The sequence below is a fragment of the Actinophytocola xanthii genome (genome assembly GCF_001921205.1).
Lineage (GTDB): Bacteria > Actinomycetota > Actinomycetes > Mycobacteriales > Pseudonocardiaceae > Actinophytocola > Actinophytocola xanthii.
In genome coordinates this window covers 1-3328 of record NZ_MSIE01000104.1, presented here as the reverse complement: position 1 = coordinate 3328, position 3328 = coordinate 1, and the positions used below count along the sequence as shown (strand labels likewise).

The following is a 3328-nucleotide window of genomic DNA, read 5'->3' as shown; positions in this document are numbered from 1 at the left end:
GCGACTACCGTGCCTTGATGCCGTTCGGCGATCCGCTTGCAGATCGCCAGTCCCAGCCCGGTTCCGCTGTAGTCCACGCCGTTGTGGGCTCGGTGGAAGTCGCCGAAGATCTTCTCATGCTGCCCAGGAGGGATACCGATACCGTTGTCCACAACCGAGATCTCCACGGTTTCCCCGTCGCGGACGCACTCGACCGTGATGCGCGGGGGCACCGCTGGTATCGAATACTTGATCGCGTTGCCGATGATGTTGTCCAGCAGTTGTCGAATCAGGACGGGATCAGCCTCCACGGACGGCAGCGTTCCGATGTGGAAGGTCGGGATGAGTGCCTTCGTCGCCACAGCGGCGTCCACCCTCGCGGTCGCGATGTCGGCCACCACACGTCCGAGGTCGACGACGACCGGCGCCAGGGTGGCCTCGCGTGCCGTGGCGTAGGCGAGGAGATCGTTGATCAGCGCGCGCATCCGGTTACCTGCCCGACGGACCCGGGTGAGACTGCTGCTGATCGTGTCGAGCACGGGATCGGGCGGTTGCTCGGCGATCGTCTGAGCGGCGATCTCGGTCCATCCTTCGATCGTCGCCAGCGGGTTGAGCAGGTCGTGGGCGACCACCCCGGCGAAGCTCGCCAACTCGTCCCGCTGTCGCCGTTCGGCTGTGACGTCGTGGAACAGCAGCACCGCGCTGCGCATGTCGCTGCCGTGCGCCAGGACGGTCGCACTGACATGGAGGAGCCGTCCCTGGGGAATGCCCGCGTTGCGCACCAGCACATCCATCTCCAGTGCTCGGTCCTCGGCCAACGCCCTGACGTGGGGAAGGTCCTCGGTCACCAGCGGTGTTCCGTCCAGGTGGAACACACCGTAGTAGCTGGCGTCGGTGGTCACGTCGCCAGGGCTGACGCGCCCGCCGAGCAGTTCCTCGGCGGCCGGGTTGCGCAGCACGACGTGTCCGTCCTCGTCGATCACCGACACCCCGTCTGCCATGGAGTGAACGATCGCGGACATGAGCTCCGCCTGGCGCGCCGCCTCGACCTTGCCTCGCTCGAGCTCGCGGATCAGGGCGGTGCGTTCGTCACGGCCGAGGGCGAGCGTCAGCCCCACGACGGCGATCATGATCACGAACAGCTGGGCGACAAGTACTCCGGTGGTGTGGTCGCCGATCGAGGCGAAGGGGCCGATGCCGTGCACCGTGAACACCACGGTCACGGTAGCGGCAGCCAGGCCGTGCAGAACGACGAACGTGGTGGACAACCGCAACGCCGCCCACACGGTGACGGCAAGCAGAGAGAACGCCAACGGCAACGCGTCCGCCAGCGCGAACGCTACCCAGTAGGCCACCACCGAGCAGACCAGCACACCGAGGTACTCGGCCAGGAGGAGCGGGGGCCGATGGTCCACACCGGTAACTGCCCCTGGGTGGGCAGCCGCGGACGCGCGACCGGCGCGACGACAGCGATGCAGGTACAGGAGGCGCAGTCCAACAGCGCCGATCACCAGGACGCTGGCGCCCCCTCGGGTGAGCCACACCACGGTGGCAGCCCAGGAATACGTCCCGGTGCTGAGCCAGACCCCCAGCGGACCTATGGCCGCCCCGCACACGGTGCTGAGAGTGCCGGCACCCAACAGAATCCACAGCTCCGAGGTTCTGACGAGCTCACACCCTCTCTCCTCTGATACCAGAGCCGGTCGCCAACGCGCCACCAGCTTGGTGAAGATCACGGCCTGAACCAGGTTGGCGAGAGCGAAGGTCACCGAGGTGCCTGCCGGTGCGCCGGTCGCGAGGTTGACGACTACCGCGATGGCCACCAGCAAGGTCCCATCGAGCCAGAGCCGGCCGGACCCGTGCCGTGCCCAGAGCCAGACGGCCGCCACACCGGCCGCCGGCCACACCAGGCTCAGATTCGTACCCTCCATGATGGTGAGTCGACCAACCACACAGGAGAACGCGTACAACGCGGCGAAGCCGGTCAGCTGGAACCATGTCTGCCTCGATGGCATCATCACACCCGCCTGGCCCGGTCACCACCGGGGATATTGGACAACAGACGGCGCACGATCGAGCGAAGCTCGTCGGGAGAGCACGGCTTGGGGAGGTACTCGGCGCGAGCCTCCCGCATCCTGAGCACATCCTGCCCGGTCCACAACACGGTCAGGAAGACGGCCGGAAGCCACTCGACGCGGGACCGCAACCGGCCGAGCAGCTCGATCCCGTCGACGTCGGGCATGGCCACGTCCAACACGACCACGTCCGGCGGACCCTGCCCGTCCACCAGCGTCAACGCCGCCGAGGCGCTGTCGGCCAACAGCACGTCGTGCCCGTCGCCGCGCAGCCACAGCGCCACGAGCTCGGCGACGTCCGGGTCATCGTCCACGACCAACATCCGCGCCATGCTCGCCCGTTTCCCTCCGGTGACGACTCCTCTATCCGGTCATCGGCATCTCGACGGGCGGGATGAGGGATCCCGGGCGCGGCGTGCGGGCAGCCGCGCCCGGTCTCTTCCTCCTCAGAGGTCCAGCGTCCACCGGTCGACGTAGCCGATGTCGCCGCGCTTGGCGTCGCGCACGCGCAGTCGCCAGACGCCGTTGGCGTTCTCGCCGGACAGGTTGCGGGTGAAGACCTGGTCGATGTTGTTCGCCGTGCCGCCGGCGCGGACGTGCAGCGGGTAGACCGTGCCGTCCGGGGCGACCAGCTCGACCACCAGCTGTCCGCGTGCGCTGTGCCGGACGTGCACCTCGGCCTTGCTCGCGGTCGAGGCCCTGCCCACACAACCGGTGACGTTCACCGAGCTGACCGCCTGGGTGAGGTCCCTGATCCGGACGTCGGTAGCGTTGGTGACCGGGCGGCAGACGGCGTGGGCGACGGTCCAGGTGAACGAGACGCTCGCGCTCCGCCTGGCGGCGTCGGTCACCGTGGCGGTGACGGTCCAGATGCCCGCGACCCTCGGCGTGCCGGAGACCACGCCGCTCTTGTTCACCGTCAGGCCGGCCGGCAGCCTGGTCGCGCGCCAGGTGTACGGCGTGGTGCCGCCGCTCGCCGCGAGCTGCAGCGTCGCTTTGGTACCGACGGTGGCCGTGCGCGCGCCGGGGTTGGTCAACTGCGGCGCGCTCGGGGTCGGCGCGGGTTCGGGACTCGGCGCGGGTTCGGGACTCGGCGTAGGTTCGGGACTCGGCGTGGGTTCGGGACTCGGCGTAGGTTCAGGACTGGGCGTGGGTTCAGGCGTCGGCGTGGGTTCAGGCGTCGGCGTGGGACTCGGTGCAGGGGGCGGGGCGATCTCGCCCGGGTCGGCGTACAGCAGGCGGTTGGGTGAGCCGGCGCCGGCACTGGTGACCTT

3 protein-coding genes are annotated in these 3328 nt (G+C 68.9%); all 3 read right to left on the bottom strand.

All coding sequences use genetic code 11. The annotated features are described in order from the left end of the window. A partial coding sequence (locus BU204_RS35495) for an ATP-binding protein (RefSeq protein WP_233161006.1) occupies positions 1–1910 on the bottom strand: 1910 nt, incomplete at its 3' end. Between the two features lie 86 nt (positions 1911–1996). Continuing rightward, a complete protein-coding gene (locus BU204_RS35490; RefSeq protein ID WP_075130198.1) occupies positions 1997–2386 on the bottom strand; it encodes a response regulator transcription factor in 390 nt (129 codons plus the stop codon). 114 nt (positions 2387–2500) lie between these two features. Beyond that, positions 2501–3091, bottom strand: a complete 591-nt coding sequence (locus BU204_RS35485; RefSeq protein ID WP_075130197.1) for a proprotein convertase P-domain-containing protein — start codon at positions 3089–3091, stop codon at positions 2501–2503. Positions 3092–3328: the final 237 nt, after the last annotated feature.